General features: G+C 65.8%; 17 protein-coding genes. 8 read left to right on the plus strand and 9 right to left on the minus strand.

What is annotated here, in order from left to right:
- Positions 1–10: 10 nt before the first annotated feature.
- From RZN05_RS13295 to RZN05_RS13315, 5 genes are all read right to left on the minus strand, one after another.
- Entirely contained in the window at positions 11–886 is an 876-nt protein-coding gene (locus tag RZN05_RS13295) for a UDP-2,3-diacylglucosamine diphosphatase (protein WP_317227082.1), read from the minus strand.
- A gap of 87 nt (positions 887–973) precedes the next feature.
- Positions 974–1,591, minus strand: a complete 618-nt coding sequence (locus tag RZN05_RS13300) for a glutathione S-transferase family protein (protein WP_317227083.1) — start codon at positions 1,589–1,591, stop codon at positions 974–976.
- A gap of 100 nt (positions 1,592–1,691) precedes the next feature.
- The gene (locus RZN05_RS13305) at positions 1,692–3,350 is read right to left on the minus strand and encodes a flotillin family protein (RefSeq protein ID WP_317227084.1); all 1,659 of its coding nucleotides are present in this window, start codon (positions 3,348–3,350) and stop codon (positions 1,692–1,694) included.
- Between the two features lie 44 nt (positions 3,351–3,394).
- A complete protein-coding gene (locus tag RZN05_RS13310; RefSeq protein WP_317227085.1) occupies positions 3,395–3,994 on the minus strand; it encodes a YqiJ family protein in 600 nt (199 codons plus the stop codon).
- A 65-nt stretch (positions 3,995–4,059) separates the two neighbouring features.
- Positions 4,060–4,635 carry a hypothetical protein gene (locus tag RZN05_RS13315; protein ID WP_317227086.1) on the minus strand — a complete coding sequence of 192 codons (576 nt, stop codon included), beginning with the start codon at positions 4,633–4,635 and terminating at the stop codon, positions 4,060–4,062.
- A 95-nt stretch (positions 4,636–4,730) separates the two neighbouring features.
- Here RZN05_RS13315 and RZN05_RS13320 point away from each other — a divergent pair, with 95 nt between their 5' ends.
- Positions 4,731–5,171, plus strand: coding sequence for a hypothetical protein (locus tag RZN05_RS13320; RefSeq protein WP_317227087.1), 441 nt, complete (start codon positions 4,731–4,733; stop codon positions 5,169–5,171).
- A gap of 39 nt (positions 5,172–5,210) precedes the next feature.
- Here RZN05_RS13320 and RZN05_RS13325 read toward each other — a convergent pair whose 3' ends face one another.
- A complete protein-coding gene (locus RZN05_RS13325) occupies positions 5,211–6,218 on the minus strand; it encodes an NAD(P)H-quinone oxidoreductase (RefSeq protein ID WP_317227088.1) in 1,008 nt (335 codons plus the stop codon).
- A 64-nt stretch (positions 6,219–6,282) separates the two neighbouring features.
- Here RZN05_RS13325 and RZN05_RS13330 point away from each other — a divergent pair, with 64 nt between their 5' ends.
- Positions 6,283–6,480 (plus strand): DUF1192 domain-containing protein, encoded by a 198-nt coding sequence (locus tag RZN05_RS13330; protein ID WP_317227089.1) that lies wholly within the window; start codon positions 6,283–6,285, stop codon positions 6,478–6,480.
- 138 nt (positions 6,481–6,618) lie between these two features.
- On the plus strand, positions 6,619–8,940 hold the full coding sequence (gene clpA, locus RZN05_RS13335; RefSeq protein WP_317227090.1) for an ATP-dependent Clp protease ATP-binding subunit ClpA: 2,322 nt from the start codon (positions 6,619–6,621) through the stop codon (positions 8,938–8,940).
- Between the two features lie 70 nt (positions 8,941–9,010).
- On the opposite strand, the gene RZN05_RS13340 is transcribed toward clpA, so the two are convergent.
- Positions 9,011–9,439: a UrcA family protein gene (locus RZN05_RS13340; protein WP_317227091.1), complete on the minus strand. Its 429-nt coding sequence runs from the start codon at positions 9,437–9,439 to the stop codon at positions 9,011–9,013.
- Positions 9,440–9,647: 208 nt separating this feature from the next.
- Between RZN05_RS13340 and RZN05_RS13345 the strand changes: the two genes are divergently transcribed.
- The 5 genes from RZN05_RS13345 (at position 9,648) to bla (ending at position 13,677) form a co-directional block, all read left to right on the plus strand.
- Entirely contained in the window at positions 9,648–10,784 is a 1,137-nt protein-coding gene (locus RZN05_RS13345; protein WP_394804805.1) for a sensor histidine kinase, read from the plus strand.
- Positions 10,781–11,581: a LytR/AlgR family response regulator transcription factor gene (locus RZN05_RS13350; protein ID WP_317227092.1), complete on the plus strand. Its 801-nt coding sequence runs from the start codon at positions 10,781–10,783 to the stop codon at positions 11,579–11,581. The genes RZN05_RS13345 and RZN05_RS13350 overlap by 4 nt, the downstream gene beginning before the upstream one ends.
- A 205-nt stretch (positions 11,582–11,786) precedes the next feature.
- The gene (locus RZN05_RS13355) at positions 11,787–11,942 is read left to right on the plus strand and encodes a hypothetical protein (protein ID WP_317227093.1); all 156 of its coding nucleotides are present in this window, start codon (positions 11,787–11,789) and stop codon (positions 11,940–11,942) included.
- The gene (locus tag RZN05_RS13360) at positions 11,939–12,535 is read left to right on the plus strand and encodes an isocitrate lyase/phosphoenolpyruvate mutase family protein (RefSeq protein WP_317227095.1); all 597 of its coding nucleotides are present in this window, start codon (positions 11,939–11,941) and stop codon (positions 12,533–12,535) included. The genes RZN05_RS13355 and RZN05_RS13360 overlap by 4 nt, the downstream gene beginning before the upstream one ends.
- 254 nt (positions 12,536–12,789) lie before the next feature.
- Positions 12,790–13,677, plus strand: coding sequence for a class A beta-lactamase (gene bla, locus RZN05_RS13365; RefSeq protein ID WP_317227096.1), 888 nt, complete (start codon positions 12,790–12,792; stop codon positions 13,675–13,677).
- Positions 13,678–13,835: 158 nt separating this feature from the next.
- On the opposite strand, the gene RZN05_RS13370 is transcribed toward bla, so the two are convergent.
- Both RZN05_RS13370 and RZN05_RS13375 read right to left on the minus strand, forming a co-directional pair.
- Positions 13,836–14,111, minus strand: a complete 276-nt coding sequence (locus RZN05_RS13370) for a DUF3297 family protein (protein WP_317227097.1) — start codon at positions 14,109–14,111, stop codon at positions 13,836–13,838.
- 17 nt (positions 14,112–14,128) lie between these two features.
- Positions 14,129–15,778, minus strand: a complete 1,650-nt coding sequence (locus RZN05_RS13375; RefSeq protein WP_317227098.1) for an FAD-dependent oxidoreductase — start codon at positions 15,776–15,778, stop codon at positions 14,129–14,131.
- Positions 15,779–15,818: the final 40 nt, after the last annotated feature.

A 15,818-nucleotide genomic window follows, 5' to 3' on the forward strand; every position in this document is an offset into this window, starting at 1 on the left:
GCCGGCTTCGTCACGCAGCCTCTAGTCTGGCCTCAGACTCGGGCGCATCGCGCGCCGCCATCTCATCGGCCCAATGGAGAATTTCCATGGTACCGTCGTAGTGCTCGACGAGCGCGGTGCAACCCTCCACCCAATCGCCGTCGTTATAATAGTGCACGCCCTGGATCTCGCGCATCTCGGCCTTGTGGATATGCCCGGCGATCACCCCGTCGATCCCGCGATGTGCCGCCTCGTGCGCGACGATCTCCTCGAACTTGGAGATGAACGAGACGGCGTTCTTGACCTTCTGCTTGGCGTATTTGCTCAGCGACCAATAGGGCAGGCCGAACAGCCGGCGGCCGGCGTTCATCCAGCGGTTGAGCGCCATCAGCGCCTCATAGGCATAGTCGCCCAGGTGCGCGAGCCAGCGGTGCGACATCGTGATCGCGTCGAATTCGTCGCCGTGAAGAACGAGCAGGCGGCGGCCGTCGGCGGTCTCGTGGATCGCCTGGCGCAGGATCTCGACGCCGCCGAAGTCGAGCCCCGAGAACTGGCGGAACATCTCGTCGTGATTGCCCGGGATATAGACGATGCGGGTGCCGCGCTTGGCGCGCTTGAGCACGCGCCAGACAATGTCGTTGTGCGTCGCGGGCCAATAGAGCCGCTTCTTCATCGCCCAGCCGTCGATGATGTCGCCGACCAGGTACATCGTCTCGCTGTCGACATGGTCGAGGAAGTCGATGAGCATCTCGGCATTGCAGCCGCGCGTGCCGAGATGAACGTCGGAGATCCACACGGTGCGATATTGCCGCCGCCCGGCGACGACGCGCTCGGGGATGGCCGGCTGAGTCGCGTGGAAATCCGCGAAATGCGCTGCGTCGAACGGAAGCCTGGTGATCGTCGCCATGATCGTTCCCCCGCGGGAGCTTGTCCTGCGAAGCCTATGCCGGGAGAATGTTACAATCGGAATCGCTCGGGCAACAATCGATGAAGATCATACGGTGATCGGGATATGCGCCGGATGGCTCGCGACCCGTGTCAGCCAGGCACGGACGTTGGGATAGGGCTGGAGGTCGAAGCCGCCCTCTTCGGCTACGTGAGTGTAGGCGTAGAGGACGATATCGGCGAGGGTCAGCCGATCGAGCACGAGATAGTCGCTGCGGCCGAGATGCGCGTCCATCAGCGCGAGCGCCGCCTCGCCCGCTGCGATCTTGCCAGGGAGCATAGCGCGCTGAAGATCCGAGAGGTTCGCCTCGCCCACCAAAGTACGCCAGAAGCGCACCGTCGCGATGTTGGGCTCGTGATTATATTGCTCCCAGAACAGCCAGCGCAGCAGGTCGGCGCGCTCGAAGCGGTCGGCGGGGATCAAGTCGCTGCCATCCGCGATGTAGAAGGCCGCGGCGTTGCTCTCGGGAAGAAAGTCTTCGTCGCCGACCTGGAGCACCGGGATCCGGCCGTTGGCGTTGACCTCGCTCAGGAACTGCGCGGTGCGCGTCTCGCCCCTGAGGATGTCGTAATTGCGCCGTTCGAGCGGTACCCCGACATGCGCCGCGGTGAGGCGGATCTTGTAGCAATTCCCCGACGGCGCATATTCGTGCAGCACGAGCGGCATGGCGTTCCCCTTATGGTTCGGGGCCTTTCTGCGGGCCGCCGCCTGAAAGTCCAACAAATAGCCGCGCACCGACAATAAGGCCGGCTTATCGGTGCCCCGCTTACTCGGCCGCCTTCACCGGAGGCTCGGGCGGCGCCGCTTCGGCGGTAGCGCTGGCGACCAGCGAGTCGAGCGAGCTTCCGTCGAAGCCGAGCTCCTTCATCAACCCGTCGATCACCGGCGCCTGAGCGCGGTAGCGCAGCGCCGCCGACACCGCCGAATTGGCGAGGTTGCGCTCGCCCTCGCCGTCGTTCGCGGCGCCTCCGTTCGATCCGCCGCCACGGCCAGTTAGCCCGTCGACCTGGACGATCTTGATCGAGTCGATCGCCTCCAATGGCTTGGAGGCTTCGCGGATGACTTCGGGCAGCACTTTCAGGAGCGCCATCTTGGTCTGGAGCGAGACCTGGTCCGACGACAGGATGTTCGCCGCCTCGTTGACCGCGCGCTGGCCCGCCGCCTCGACTTCGAAGCGGACGCGATCGGCCTCGGCGCGCAGCTTGGCGGCTTCGGCTTCACCTTCGGCCCCAAGCCGCGCTGCTTCGGCGCGGTCGGCGGCAGCCGCCTTCTCGGCCTCGGCCTGGACCTTGATCCCGATCGCGGCGCGCTCGGCTTCGCGCGCGGCGTCGATCAGCTCGATGCGCTTCTGGCGCTCGGCGACTTCGGCCTCGCGCGCGGTGCCGACGCGTTCCTCGGCGACCACCGCCTCGGCGCGCGCCTCGTCGGCCTTGGCGCGGGCCTGGCTCTCTTCGCGGCTCTTGTTCTGGACCGCGATCTGCTGCTCCTGCCGGGCAAGCTCGAGCGCCTGCGTCTGGGCGATCTTGGCCTCCTGGACCGCGCGATCGGCCTCGATCTGCTGCGCGTCGACCAGCTTCTTGGCCTCGATCTTGGCCTGATCGGCCTCCTGCTGGCGCAGCGACTGCTCGCGCGCGACTTCGGCACCTTGCGCGGCACGGCGCATCTCGACTTCGCGCTCCTGCTCCAACCGGGCGAATTCGGTATCGCGGCCGATCAGGAACGACGCGCGTTGCGCTTCGAGATTCTTGGTCTCGATCTGCACCCGCGTGTCCTGCTCAATGTCATTGCGCGCTTTCTTGCGCAGTTCGATCTGCTCGGTGAGCTTGGTCAGGCCCTCGGCGTCGAAGGCATTGTTGGCGTTGAAATGCTCGATCGAGGTCTGGTCGAGCCCCGTCAGCGAGACCGATTCGAGCTCGAGCCCGTTCATCGCGAGATCGACCGACGAGACCTGCTGCACCTTCTGGACGAAATCGGCGCGCTGCTCGTGGAGCTGCGCCATCGTCATGCCTGCGGCGACCGAGCGCAGCGCATCGACGAACTTGCCTTCGACCAATTCCTTCAATGCCTCGGGATGCATCGTGCGCAGGCCCAGCGTCTGCGCCGCGGTGGCGATCGCCTGCGCGTCGGGCTTCACGCGGACGTAGAATTCGGCCTTCACGTCGATGCGCAACCGATCGAGCGTGATCAGCGCGTCGCCGGCCTTGCGCTCGACCGCGAGGCGGACGGTGTTCATGTTGACCGGCATCGTCTCATGGAACACCGGCAGCACCAGCGCGCCGCCGTTGATCACCACCTTTTCGCCGCCAAAGCCGGTGCGGACGAAACCGATCTCCTTCGATGCGCGCTTGTAGAGCCGCGCGATCACCAGCCCGAGGATCAGCAGCGCGGCGAGGCCGACGCCGGCATAGACGAAGTACGGAAGCATCGAGGTTGCTCCTTGGGGGACGAGATCGTTCATCGGTTCAGCTCTCACAGGCTCGGGATGCGGAAGTCGCCGCGGGACACGGCACGAAAGGTTTCGCCTTCGCGGCGGACGAGCAGCACGCGCTCGCCTTCCTCGAAGGCTTGTCCGCCGTCATTGGGCTCGACCATGACGTAATGCGCCTGGCCGTGATGGTCCTCGGCACGGGCGCGGGCGGGCGAGCCGAGCGTCGCGCGGCCGGTGACGACCTGCGCGGTGGTGCCGACCAGCACGTCGAGCGGCACCGCCGTGGTGTGGTCGCGCGGCAGGATGCGAGCCAGCCCGCGTGCGGCGAGCCCGGTGATCGGCAGCGCTGCGACCGCGACTGCAGGCACCGCTACCCAGGCGTCGAGCGGCGCGCCGGTCCAGTCGGACACCGCCTGCTGGAGGATCAGCCCGGCGACGCCGAACACCGCGAGGAAGACGACGAGCAGCATCAGCAGTGGCAATTGCCCGACGCCGAGCCAGCTCAGCAGGTTGAGATCCATATCGGCGTCAACATCGGCATCGCCGCCAAGCCCGACAAGCTGCGCCACACCGATCAACAGCATCAGGACAATCGCCGAGACGAAGGCGATATTCTCCGATGCGCCAAGAAACGAAAGCACGTACCCACCCCCTGATTCGACGGCAAGTCTAGGGGCCGACCAGTGGCTACTCTAGCGAAATCGGCTCAGATGATCCCCAGTTCTTCGCGCCCACGCACCACCGAGCGATGATACAGCCATCCCCAGAGCGCGACGCCGGCGAGATACAGCCAGCCCCAGGTATGTGCCCAGAAGGGGAACAAGAAGCCATGGCCCAGGTCGCGGCCGACTTCGCGCTGGAGCATCGCCCGCCCCTCTTCGCCGAGCGGCGCAGCAACCAGCTCCCAACGATCGCGCGAATAGAGGACCAACCCCAACTCCGAATGCCAGCCGAACGGCATGCCCAGGAAGCTCCACTGGCGCACCGCATGGCCGAGCCGCGGCGGCTGGTAATTGTCCTTTACGCGCGCTCGCGGTGCCTGCCCCGCGGCGGCCAGCGTCTGGTAGATCTGCTCGGCCTTGTTGGGGCGCTGCGGCACATGGACGCCGTACATGGCGACGATCTGGTCGAGATTGCCGCGCAGCTCGCCCGATCCCGCCGGGATCGCCGCGACGTCCGTCACTGCCCAATGCTGGTCGCTCAGAAACCAGTCGCGCTTGGTCATCAGCAGAGTCACGGCCAGCGCGGCAATCAGCAATCCCCCCAAAAGGTTACGCAGCATGTTCTTCCCCCCGGATTCGGGCGCAACTTAACAAAGTCTTGCCGTCGCGCCAGGGGGCCGCGCGACGCGCCTATAAGACTCGTCAGGAGCCCTTCATGACCCTGCAAGATCTGTACGAAGACCATCGCACACTCGCTGCCATCGGCGAGCGCCTGATCGCGATCATCTCTTGCGAGCCGCCGCAGATGCAGGCGCTCGTCGCAGTGCGGCACGAGATGGCGCAGGCGGTCGCGCGACATCTGGGCAACGAGGCGCGGCTGGCACTGACGCCGCTCGGCGCGAGCAGCGATCCCTATGACCGCGCGCTCGCCCGGCGCTACACCGGCGACCTGCTGTCGATGCGGCAGTCGAGCAGCGCACATTTCGGAAAATGGACTCCCGAGTCTATCCTCGCCGATCCGCGCGAATACCGCCTTGCGGTGCGCGCGCAGCTTCGCATGGTCGCCGCACGGCGGGCCTGGGAAGAGAGCGAGTTCCTGCCCGCGGCCGAGCGGCTCGCAAGCGGGCAGCGGACGCCGATGCGCAAGGTGGGGTGATCTTAAAGCCCCTTCCCTCCAGGGGAGGAGCTTAGATGGCTATGCCCCCTCCAACGTCAGCACGATCTTGCCGATATGCTCGCCCGATTCCATCCGGCGATGCGCGCTCGCGGCGTCGGCGAACGGATAGATCGTATCGATCACCGGCTTGAGTCGCCCCTCGCCGACATGCGGCCAGACGACGCGCGCGATTTCGTCGGCGACCAGAGTCTTGAACTCGGTGCTGCGCGGCCGCAGCGTCGATCCGGTGAGCACCAGCCGCTTGCGCATCACGGTCCACAAGGGGATCGTCGCCTCCGCCCCGCGCTGGACCGCGATCGAGACGTGCCGCCCATCGTCGGCCAGGCACTGGAGGTTGCGCGGGATATAGTCGCCGCCGATCATGTCGAGCACCACATCGACCCCGCGGCCGCCAGTGATGTCCTTGACCCGTTCGACGAAATCCTCGGTCTTGTAGTTGATCGCGTCGGCGGCGCCCAGCTTCCGCGCCGCCTCGCACTTGGCATCGGAGCCGGCGGTGACGAGCGCGGTCAGATGGAACAGCCGCGCCAGCGCGATCGTCATCGTGCCGATCCCGCTGGTGCCGCCATGCACGAGGATCCAGTCGCCATCGGCTGCATAAGCGCGCTCGAAGACGTTGGTCCACACGGTGAACAGCGTCTCGGGCATCGCCGCCGCCTCGACCATCGACAGCGCATCGGGCACCGGCAGGCACTGGCCAAGCGGCGCCACGACATATTGGGCATAGCCGCCGCCGGCGACCAGCGCGCAGACCTTCTGTCCGATCATGTCGGACGCCACGTCCTCGCCAACCGCGACGATCTCGCCCGACACTTCGAGCCCGAGGATCGACGGCGCGCCAGGCGGGGCGGGATAGAGACCCATGCGCTGCATCACTTCGGGCCGGTTGACCCCCGCTGCGGCGACCTTGATCAGCACTTCGCCTTCGCCGGGTGCCGGCACCGGGCGCGTGACAGGCACCAGAACCTCGGGGCCGCCCGGCTGCTCGGGATCGATGGCGAGCATCGTGTCGGGGACGGTCATCATTTCGGTCCTAGGTAGAAGTCCCGGTCTTATTGACATCGCCCTTGCCAGGGTCAACGTTCTGCACATGGACGCAGACGAAAACCTGCCGCGCCGCAAGGACGACCTCGCCGAACAGCTCGGCAAGCAGGACTTGGATCCGCTTTCGGTCGACGAACTGAACGAGCGAATCCGGCTGCTCGAGGCCGAGATCGCACGGGCACGTGCAAAGATTCAATACGCAGTTAACCACCGCGCAAGCGCAGACGCTCTATTTAAGAGATGAGCGTGACTGCACCGGAGATGCGGCGAGACGCCTCTGAACTCCGGTGCCGGGTCGCTGCGCTTGATGCGGGGCCTGCCGATACCGACATTGTCGGAAACGGGCCTTGTATCCTTTCGGGCCCACTGGAGTTGTATCCGAATGCCTAGTTTCGCCTCCGCCCTCGAATCGACCCTCCACAAGGCGCTCGAAGCCGCGAGCTCGCGACGCCACGAATATGCGACGCTCGAGCATCTGCTGCTCGCGCTGGTCGATGACGAGCACGCCAGCAAGGTGATGAGCGCATGCGGCGTTGAGCTCGGCGACCTGCGCAGCACCGTCGCGCATTATCTCGACACCGAACTCGAAGCGCTGAAGGTCGAGAATTCGACCGATCCGTCGCCGACCAGCGGGTTCCAGCGTGTCGTCCAGCGCGCGATCCTCCACGTCCAGTCCTCGGGCCGCGACGAAGTGACCGGCGCGAACGTGCTCGTCGCCTTGTTCAGCGAGCGCGAGAGCTATGCGGTCTATTTCCTCCAGCAGCAGGACATGAGCCGGCTCGACGCAGTGAGCTTCATCAGCCACGGCGTCGGCAAGGGCTCGACCACCGGCGAGACCACGACGCCCAAGGGCGCCGAGGAGGACAAGTCGACCAAGTCGGCGGAGACCAAGTCCGGCAAGGGCGAGAGCGCGCTCAAGCAGTTCACCGTCGACCTCAACGAGAAGGCCAAGAACGGCAAGGTCGATCCGTTGATCGGGCGCTCGGCCGAAGTCGACCGCACGGTCCAGATCCTGTGCCGCCGCTCGAAGAACAATCCTCTCTATGTCGGCGATCCCGGCGTCGGCAAGACCGCGATCGCCGAAGGCCTGGCGCGGAAGATCGTCGAGGGCCAGGTGCCCGACGTGCTCAAGGAAGCGGTGATCTACTCGCTCGATATGGGCGCGCTGCTCGCCGGCACGCGCTATCGCGGCGACTTCGAGGAGCGGCTCAAGCAAGTCGTCAACGAGCTCGAGAAGCTGCCCCACGCCGTCCTCTTCATCGACGAGATCCACACGGTGATCGGCGCGGGCGCGACCAGCGGCGGCGCGATGGACGCGTCGAACCTCTTGAAGCCGGCTTTGTCGGGCGGATCGATCCGCTGCATCGGCTCGACCACCTACAAGGAATTCCGCAACCATTTCGAGAAGGACCGGGCACTGCTCCGGCGCTTCCAGAAGATCGACGTCAACGAGCCGTCGGTCGAGGACACGATCAAGATCATCACCGGGCTGCGCTCGGCGTTCGAAGGCCATCACTCGGTCAAGTACACGCCCGACGCGATCAAGTCTGCGGTCGAGCTGAGCGCACGCTACATCAACGACCGCAAGCTGCCCGACAAGGCGATCGACGTGATCGACGAAGTCGGCGCGATGCAGATGCTGGTGGCGCCGTCCAAGCGCAAGAAGGTGATCACCCCCAAGGAGATCGAGCAGGTCATCGCGACAATGGCACGCATCCCGGCCAAGTCGGTTTCGTCCGACGACACCCGCGTGCTCGCCAATCTTGAGCTCGACCTCAAGCGCGTGGTGTTCGGGCAGGACAAGGCGATCGAAGTGCTGTCGTCGGCGATCAAGCTCAGCCGTGCCGGGCTGCGTGACCCCGACAAGCCGATCGGCAATTACCTGTTCTCGGGCCCCACCGGCGTCGGCAAGACCGAAGTCGCGCGCCAGCTCGCCGAGATCCTCGGCATCCCGCTCCAGCGCTTCGACATGTCCGAATATATGGAGCGGCACTCGGTGAGCCGCCTGATCGGCGCGCCTCCGGGCTATGTCGGCTATGATCAGGGCGGCCTGCTGACCGACGCGGTCGATCAGAACCCGCATTCGGTGTTGCTGCTCGACGAGATCGAGAAGGCGCATCCGGACCTGTTCAACATCCTGTTGCAGGTGATGGACAACGGCAAGCTCACCGATCACCACGGCAAGACGGTCGATTTCCGCAACACGATCCTGATCATGACCACCAATGCCGGTGCGTCGGACATGGCCAAGGAATCGATCGGCTTCGGCGAGAGCAGCCGCGAGGACGTCCAGGAAGAGGCAGTGAAGAAGCTCTTCACCCCCGAATTCCGCAACCGCCTCGATGCGATTGTGCCGTTCGATTACCTGCCGACCGAAGTGGTGGCGCGCGTGGTGGACAAGTTCATCCTCCAGCTCGAGCTCCAGCTCGCCGATCGCGGCGTCCACATCCAGCTCGACGAGGAATCGAAGACCTGGCTCACCGCGCGCGGCTACGACAAGCTCTATGGCGCGCGCCCGATGGGCCGGCTGATCCAGGAGAAGATCAAGCAGCCACTCGCCGAGGAGCTGCTGTTCGGCAAGCTCGTCCATGGCGGCGAGGTCAATGTGAAGCTCAAGGACAATGCATTGGTCTTCGAGACCATTCCCGCCGCGCCCAAGCCCAAGAAGGGCGGCAAGAAGGCGGAGAAGGTCGCGGCGAAGTAAGCGCGACGTTTCGGAAATGCGAACGGGCCGGGGGGAGACTCCCGGCCCGTTTGTTTTGGCTCTTCTAGCGTCAGTAGCGGTACACCACCGGCGGCGCGGCGTTCTGGACGATCACCACGGTCACCCCGCCCGCGGGTGCCGGCATCGGCGAGGGTGCGGGATAATAAGCCGGCTCGGGCATGTCGCAGTCGCCGCACGCATCGAGCTGCGCCATCCGCTCCTCGGCCATGCGACGCATCCAGACATCGCGGTCGATCGCCCAGGCGACTTGTTCCTCGGTGCTCGCCCAGGCCTCGTCCTTGCAGTCGCGGTCGCTGCCGCAGATGCGGTTCACCGCGCGGTGGATGCGCCGCGCGAGTTCGTCCATCCCGGCAGGTGCCGAGAGATCGAGCGCCGAGGCGTTCACACGGATCTGACGCACTTCGTACTCGCGCGCCGTCGCGGCCTGGGGGACGAGCACCGCGGCGGCAGTGGCGGAAAGGTTTAGCAGCAGTCTCATGGCTTGATCCCGAGAGGAGGCTCGATCATAACGGTGCCATAACGCTCCAAGAGCCCCCGGGTCGCACCGCTTTCAAACCGCCCGACTGTCCCATATCCGGACGGTTCAGCCGCGCGTTGGCGGACCTGGATTTTCGCCATCGCGACGAAACAACCTGCGGTCGCGCACCCTCTTTGCGGCGGCTTGTCCCGAGTGTTAGAGGGGCCGCGTGGCCAAGACAGTCGAACCCGCACCGCGGCTGATACCCGGGCAGGCGCCAAGCCCGCTCTCGCGTCCCTTCTTCGAGGACAAGGCGCGCGCCTTCTGGATGCTCCAGGCGGCGGGGTGGAGCGGCTATCTCCTGCTGCGCAGCGTCTCCAGCGTCTCCAACAACTTCGCGATCGAGCGCTTCATTCCCGTGATCATCGAAGCGATCGTCGGCTATTGCCTGACGCTGCTGCTCTCGGCGCTCTACGGCTATTATCGCCGATTGCCGCGGATCACCGGCATCCTGCTCACCTTGGCCACGCTCGCTGCGGCGACGGTGATCTACGCGGTGATCGACGCCTTCACCTTCTCGTTCATCCGCGAAGGCGATGCCAGCGTCACGCTCGCTTTGGTGTTCGGCACGGTGTTCCTCAACTTCACCGTCCTCGCCGGCTGGTCGGCGCTCTATTTCGGGATCAACTTCTACCTGATCGTCGAAGAGCAGATGGACCAGATGCAGCTGCTCGAGAACCAGGCGTCGAGCGCGCAGCTCGCGATGCTGCGCTACCAGCTCAACCCGCATTTCCTGTTCAACACGCTCAATTCGATCTCGACGCTCGTCCTGCTCAAGCAGACCGAGCGCGCCAACATCATGCTCAGCCGGCTGTCGTCGTTCCTGCGCTACACGCTGGCCAACGAGCCGACCGCGCACGTGACGCTCGTCCAGGAAGTCGAGACGCTCCAGCTCTATCTCGAGATCGAGAAGATGCGCTTCGACGCGCGGCTGCGCACCCATTTCGACATCGACCCGCGCGTTGCCAAGGCGCGGCTGCCCTCGCTGCTGCTCCAGCCGCTGGTCGAGAATGCGATCAAATATGCCGTCACCCCGCAGGAGGAGGGTGCCGATATCACCATCACGGCTCGGCTCACCGGAGAACGAGTGCAGATCGCCGTATCCGACACCGGGCCAGGATTGATTGAAAGCAAGCCGCGCCCGACCCTTTCAACTGGCGTGGGGCTCGCCAACATCAAGGAGCGCTTGGCGCAGGCCTTCGGGCCGGACCATCGTTTCGAAACAAGAACGAAACCCGGGGAAGGTTTCAGCGTTGAGATTGAAATCCCGTTCCAGCTCGAGGAACCCAACCGAGAGGCCGCATGACCATCCGTACCATCCTCGTTGACGACGAACCCCTGGCGATTCAGGGGCTCGAGCTCCGACTGGAGGAGCATGAGGATGTCGAAATCATCGACAAATGCTCCAACGGCCGCGAAGCCATCCGCGCCATCAAGACCCACAAGCCCGACCTCGTCTTCCTCGACATCCAGATGCCCGGCTTCGACGGCTTCTCGGTCGTCCAGGGGCTGATGGAAGTCGAACCACCGCTGTTCGTCTTCGTCACCGCCTATAGCGACCACGCCATCCGCGCCTTCGAGGCGCAAGCGATGGACTATCTGATGAAGCCGGTCGAGCCCGCCCGGCTCGCCGACACGCTCGACCGCGTCCGCCAGCGCCTTTCCGAGAAGCGCGGGGTGGAAGAGGTCGAGAAGCTCAAGGAAGTGCTTGCCGAAGTCGCCCCCGACGCGGTCGACGACATGGCCTCGGAGGGGACCGAGCTCGCCTCGAACCGCTTCGAGAAGCTGATCAACATCAAGGATCGCGGCCAGATTTTCCGCGTCGACGTCGATACGATCGAGCGGATCGATGCTGCCGGCGACTATATGTGCATCTATACCGGCGACAACACGCTGATCCTGCGCGAGACGATGAAGGATCTCGAGAAGCGCCTCGATCCACGGCGCTTCCAGCGCGTGCACCGTTCGACCATCGTCAACCTCGACCTCGTCCGCCAGGTCAAGCCGCACACCAACGGCGAATGCTTCCTGGTGCTCGATTCGGGCGCAAGCGTGAAGGTAAGCCGGAGCTACCGCGACGTGGTGGCACGGTTCGTCCACTGATCCCAATTTCCGGTAGGTGCCGGAACCCGCTTCCTCAAACCGTCATCCCGGCCAAAGCCGGAATCTCGCGCGACTCCTGCCCCGCGCCATCGCCTGAGATCCCGGCTTCGCCGGGATGACGGCTTGGTATTGACCGCAAGCAACGGATTGCGTCGCACAGACAAGCGCATTAGAACATTACGGGAACACAATGGGAGTTTCCGTCATGTCGAAGTTCGAAGCCTTCGCCGCCCTCCACGTCCCCGGCACCCCTCTCATCCTGTTCAACGTCTGGGACGCGGGATCCGCCAAGGTCGCCGCACAGGCGGCGCCCGCGCGATCGCCACCGGCAGTGCATCGGTCGCCACCGCGCACGGCGTGAGCGACGCCGAGGCGCTGCCGCTCCAACTGGCATTGGCCAATGCCGAACGCGTGGTCGCAGCAGTCGAACTGCCGGTGTCGATCGATTTCGAAGGGGGCTATGCCGTGGAGGCGGAAACGCTCGCCGCCAACATGGCCGCGCTCGCCTCGACCGGTGCGGTCGGCTGCAATTTCGAGGATCAGGTGATCGGCGGCACCGAAATGCACGCGATCGACGTCCAGACCGCCCGGATCGCCGCCGCACGCCGCGGCACCGGTGCCGACTTCTTCCTCAACGCGCGCACCGACATCTTCCTCCAGGCCAAGCCCGACACGCACGACCAGGCCAAGGCCGACGCCGCGATCGAACGCGCGCACGCCTATGCCGCGGCGGGGGCAAGCGGGTTCTTCGTCCCCGGCCTCGCCGATCTCGACCTGCTGGCAAAGATCTGCGCCGCGTCGCCGCTGCCGGTGAACTTCATGGCCTTCCCCGGCGCGCCCGACGCCAGGGCGGTGGCGCAAGCCGGCGTCGCCCGGATCAGTCACGGCCCCTTCCCGCACCTGCTTGCGCTCAAGGCCTTCGAAGATGCGGCGCGAGAGGCGTTCGGCGCGTAACTTTCAAGCCCCTCCCCTTCAGGGGAGGGGTTGGGGTGGGGCCTGCCGCGGGCGATGGGCTCGGTGAGACTTACACGCCCCACCCTCAACCCCTCCCCTGAAGGGGAGGGGCTTAAGCTGGAGGCCCGCTTCCGCGTCTATTAATGTCCCAAGCCCTGCGCTTGCCATGAATCCATCTAATGGCTCCGCCCAGATTTGATCCTTTGCGCACCCACCCCTCCCAGCGGCATCAAGCCCGCGAAGGGAGACATCAGATGGACAGACGCAAATTCCTTTGGGCCAGCGGGTGCGCAGTCGCGGCGGTTTCGGCGGGGGCGCCGACGATCGGCCAGGCCTCGGCGGGGCGCTTCGGCCCCGCCTTCCGAAAGGCAGTGCTCGACACCGAGCAGGCGAGCGGTGGCCGGCTCGGCCTGTCGGTGATCGACACCGCGACCGGCGAGCGCTTCGGCTACCGCGCCGGCGAGCGCTTCCCGATGTGCAGCACGTTCAAGTTCGCACTCGCCGCGGCGATCCTCAAGCAGGTCGAGGGCAAGCGCGAGACGCTCGCGCGCCGCATCAAGGTCACCGCAGCCGACATCGTTCCCAACTCACCTTTCTGCGAGAAGCGTGTCGGCGGCACTGCCGGCGTCGGCGAGCTCTGCCATGCGACGATCACGTCGAGCGACAACAGCGCCGCCAATCTGCTGCTGCGCACGATCGGCGGCCCGGCGGGCTTCACCCGCCGGCTGCGTGCATTTGGCGATCCGGCGACACGGCTCGACCGCTGGGAAACCGAGATGAGCGAATCCACGCCCGGCGACGTTCGCGACACCACCACGCCGCAAGCGATGGCCGATCTGACACGCACGCTCGTGCTCGGCCGCGCGCTCGCGCCTGCCGGCCGGACGCAGCTGAGCGACTGGATGAAGGACACGCGCACCAGCGGCAACAGCCTGCGCGCCGGGCTCCCCAAGGATTGGGTCGTCGCCGACAAGACCGGTGCGGGTGGCCATGGCACCGACAATTGGCTTGGCGTGATCTGGCCGACCGGTCGTGCGCCGCTGGTCGTGACGAGCTACATCACCGGCAGCACCCTCGAATTCGAGCAGCGCCGCCCGCTGCATGCGCGGATCGGACGGGCGATTGCCGAGGCGATGGGATAATCAAAACGCCCCTCCCTGGAAGGGAGGGGCTGGGGGTGGGTGCGCGCGTCTGCGCGCTCAAAAGACTCACCGCCAAGAAAGAAAGCAGCGGCCGAGGCATCGAGCCTCGCCCGCCGCTACACCCACCCCTATCCCCTCCCTTTCAGGGAGGGGGAAACTCAACCCTCGGCGTCGTCTGCCGCTGCCTCGCCCTCGGCAGGCCGCTCGAACCAGGCCTCGACCGGCCCTTTAAGCAGGATCGTCAGCGGCTGGCCCTTGCGATCGACCTTCTTGCCGAGCCCGACGCGGATCCAGCCTTCGGAGATGCTGTATTCCTCGACGTCGTGGCGCTCGACGCCCTTGAAGCGGATGCCTATCCCGCGCTCCAGCACTTCGCGCTGGAAATGGGGGCTGTTCGGATTGACCGACAGGCGGTCGGGAGGCGTATCACTCATGGCCTGGCCCTTTGCCGCTATTGCTCCAGGCTTTCAAGATAACGGTGGATCGCGGAGACCACCACCGAGCCCTCGCCCACCCCCGAGGCGACACGCTTGACCGAGCCGGCCCGCACGTCGCCGACCGCGAACACGCCGTGCGCCGAGGAACAGAAGAAGGTCTCGCCCGACCCGGTCTTGACGAATCCCGCCTGGTCGAGATCGACGCAGCCGTCGAGCCAGTCGGTATTGGGCTGCGCGCCGATCATCACGAACAGCGCGCCGACGTCGTGCCGCTGCGCCGCACCGCTCTTGCGATCGGTCCAGCTGAGCGCCTTGAGATGCTTGTCGCCCTCCAGCGCGGTGACTTCGGTATAGGGATGGAGGGTGATCCGCTCGGAAGCCTCGATCCGCTCGATCAGGTAGCGCGACATCGTCGCCGCCAGCCCGGCGCCGCGCACCAGCATGTGGACGTGCCCAGCCGTGCGCGAGAGGTAGATCGCCGCCTGCCCCGCCGAATTGCCGCCGCCGATCACCACCGCGGTCTGGTTGGCGCACAGCCCGGCTTCCATCGCGGTCGCGGCGTAATAGATGCCGTTGCCCTCGAGCTCGGCATAGAGCGGCAAGTCGAGCTTGCGGTACCGCGCGCCGGTGGCGACGACCACTGCCCGCGCACGCACCGTCGCGCCGTCGTCGAGCAGGATCGCATAGGGCTGGTTGTCGCAGTCGATGCCCACCGCGCTGCGCGAGACGAGCAGCCGCGCGCCGAATTTCTGCGCCTGGACCTGCGCGCGCCCCGCCAGCGCCTGCCCCGAAATGCCCGTCGGGAAGCCTAGATAATTCTCGATCTTCGAGCTGGTCCCGGCCTGGCCGCCTGGCGCGACCGATTCGATCACGATCGTGTCGAGCCCCTCCGACGCGGCATACACCGCCGAGGCCAGCCCCGCAGGCCCGGCGCCGACCACCACGACGTCATGGACATGGTCGGGATCGACCGCCGAGGCGAGCCCCAGCGTATCGGCGAGCTGGGCGTTGCTCGGATTGCGCAACGCCCGCCCCTCGGCGACCACCACCGGCAAGTCCCCGTCGCGCAACGCGAAGCATTCCATGAAGCCCGCGGCGTCGGCATCGGTCTCGGTATCGATCCGCCGGTGCGGCAACGCATTGCGCGACAGGAAATTCTCGATCCGCACGGTGTCCGACGCATGGCCCGGCCCGACCAAGGCGACGCCGGCGGTACCGTGGATCAGCATGCCGACCCGGCGCAGGATGAACGCGCGCATGATGATCTCGCCAATATCGGGTTCGGCGGCCATCATCCGGCGGAACTCGACCCGGCCGACGCGCACTACGCGAGTCGTGCCCTTTGCGCGCGCGGTGACCAGGATCGTGCGGTCGTTGAACAAGTCGAGTTCGCCGGTGAACTGGCGCGGCACATGCGTGTGGACCACGGTCTCCTGGCCCTTCACGTCGACGTCGAGGATCTCGATCCCGCCGCCCAGACACAGGAAGAAGTCCACGCTGCGATCGCCGCGGCGGAACAACAACGTGCCGTCGTCCAGGACTTCTTCGGTGCCGAACGCCGCGACTCGCGCCGCCATCTCGTCGGACAGCGAGGGGAACGTCTGCGCCTCGCGCAAATACGGATCGGAAGGATCGAGTCGTTGCGGCTGCGAATCATGTTCCATGACGGCATTCTACCGCAACTATCGCAGGTGCGAAGAGCGG

Origin of the sequence: Sphingomonas sp. HF-S4 (genome assembly GCF_032911445.1) — a bacterium.
Lineage (GTDB): Bacteria > Pseudomonadota > Alphaproteobacteria > Sphingomonadales > Sphingomonadaceae > Sphingomonas > Sphingomonas agrestis.

Excerpts from the sequence above, each read along its gene's own strand:
- RZN05_RS13325 (WP_317227088.1), bottom strand. The coding sequence starts at position 6,218 with ATGATGACCGTCCCCGACACGATGCTCGCCATCGATCCCGAGCAGCCG.
- RZN05_RS13315 (WP_317227086.1), bottom strand. The coding sequence starts at position 4,635 with ATGCTGCGTAACCTTTTGGGGGGATTGCTGATTGCCGCGCTGGCCGTG.
- RZN05_RS13370 (WP_317227097.1), bottom strand. The coding sequence starts at position 14,111 with ATGAGTGATACGCCTCCCGACCGCCTGTCGGTCAATCCGAACAGCCCC.
- RZN05_RS13305 (WP_317227084.1), bottom strand. The coding sequence starts at position 3,350 with ATGCTTCCGTACTTCGTCTATGCCGGCGTCGGCCTCGCCGCGCTGCTG.
- bla (WP_317227096.1), top strand. The coding sequence starts at position 12,790 with ATGGACAGACGCAAATTCCTTTGGGCCAGCGGGTGCGCAGTCGCGGCG.
- RZN05_RS13340 (WP_317227091.1), bottom strand. The coding sequence starts at position 9,439 with ATGAGACTGCTGCTAAACCTTTCCGCCACTGCCGCCGCGGTGCTCGTC.
- clpA (WP_317227090.1), top strand. The coding sequence starts at position 6,619 with ATGCCTAGTTTCGCCTCCGCCCTCGAATCGACCCTCCACAAGGCGCTC.
- RZN05_RS13355 (WP_317227093.1), top strand. The coding sequence starts at position 11,787 with ATGTCGAAGTTCGAAGCCTTCGCCGCCCTCCACGTCCCCGGCACCCCT.
- RZN05_RS13330 (WP_317227089.1), top strand. The coding sequence starts at position 6,283 with ATGGACGCAGACGAAAACCTGCCGCGCCGCAAGGACGACCTCGCCGAA.
- RZN05_RS13320 (WP_317227087.1), top strand. The coding sequence starts at position 4,731 with ATGACCCTGCAAGATCTGTACGAAGACCATCGCACACTCGCTGCCATC.
- RZN05_RS13375 (WP_317227098.1), bottom strand. The coding sequence starts at position 15,778 with ATGGAACATGATTCGCAGCCGCAACGACTCGATCCTTCCGATCCGTAT.
- RZN05_RS13295 (WP_317227082.1), bottom strand. The coding sequence starts at position 886 with ATGGCGACGATCACCAGGCTTCCGTTCGACGCAGCGCATTTCGCGGAT.
- RZN05_RS13300 (WP_317227083.1), bottom strand. The coding sequence starts at position 1,591 with ATGCCGCTCGTGCTGCACGAATATGCGCCGTCGGGGAATTGCTACAAG.
- RZN05_RS13350 (WP_317227092.1), top strand. The coding sequence starts at position 10,781 with ATGACCATCCGTACCATCCTCGTTGACGACGAACCCCTGGCGATTCAG.